Annotated in this window: 1 protein-coding gene; it reads right to left on the bottom strand. The window is 47.6% G+C overall.

The features are described 5' to 3' along the window. Positions 1 to 393: 393 nt before the first annotated feature. On the bottom strand, positions 394 to 1179 hold the full coding sequence (locus tag ACTHUT_RS20840; RefSeq protein WP_107867667.1) for an inositol monophosphatase family protein: 786 nt from the start codon (positions 1177 to 1179) through the stop codon (positions 394 to 396). Positions 1180 to 1244 lie beyond the last annotated feature (65 nt).

Raw genomic sequence — 1244 nt, 5'->3', positions numbered from 1 at the left:
GACCAAGCTGGAAATGACAAAGGCCAGTTGGTCGATTTTTGCCAAATTGATTTTGCCGTTTGGCAACACCAAAGAACTGGTTCCAATCTTAATGACAATGCGTTTTACTGCTTCAAAATCTCGTTTCATTATTCTCCTCTGCTTTCTATTTTTATGATTGCACGCGGCATTATTTCAGCCAAGCCAATCCACATCATAACTGCGAAGCAATAGAAAATACAGACAAAATTAAAAAGTGTCTCCTTCAAAAGCCATATTTTCAGCTTTTACACGAATCTGTTAACAATAAAACAAAAGGCCGTCTGAAACCCTATTTCAGGTTTCAGACGGCCTTTTACCGATTATTGAAACTCTAGCCTGCAAAGATAAATACAGACCGTTCCCTACAAACGTTTATTGGTGGTCGGAAATAATTTTCAGCATTTGCGCCAATACTTTAGGATTGGCCGCAACAATGTCGCCGCTTTCCAACCAGCCTTCATTGCCGGACATATCGGTAACGATACCGCCTGCTTCTTGGACAATCAATGCACCGGCGGCAATATCCCAAGGTTTGAGGTTGAACTCGAAGAAACCGTCCAAACGGCCGGCCGCAACGGCACACAAATCCAAAGAAGCCGCGCCTTCACGACGGCCGCCGGCGGTTTTTGACAAGAAATCTTTTAAAATTGCCAGATACTTGTCCATCATGCTTTGATCGACAACAGGGAAGCCGGTACCGATCAGGCATCGGTTCAATTCGATGCGGTTGGAGACACGGATGCGGCGGTCGTTGAGCAACGCGCCTTTGCCGCGGGAAGCCATATATACATCGTTGCGCTCAGGTGCGTACACCAAAGCTTCTTGCAACACGCCTTTGTGCAGGAGTGCCATAGAGATGGCGTATTGGGGATGGCCGTGGAGGAAGTTGGTTGTGCCGTCGAGCGGGTCGATAATCCATTCGTACTCGGCGGTGGCTTTACCGTGGGAGCCGCCTTCTTCGCAAGTGATTTTGTGATGCGGATAGGCTTCTTTGAGCGCTTCCACCAAAATCATTTCGGAGCTGCGGTCAACATCGGAAACGAAGTCGTTGAATGCTTTGCTGTCTACTTTGACGGCATCCAGATTGCCGGCGGCGCGAATCATCATTTGCCCTGCTTTACGGGCGGCTTTGAAAGCGGTATTTAAAAACGGATTCATGGTTTTCTTCCTAATTCAGGTAAAATACGCCCTAATGCGCCGAACAAGGCACACAAGAGGCTGTT

Source organism: Neisseria sp. P0022.S010, from assembly GCF_051956635.1.
Note: the sequence above shows the minus strand (reverse complement) of the source record. Positions and strands in the feature narration are given on the sequence as shown.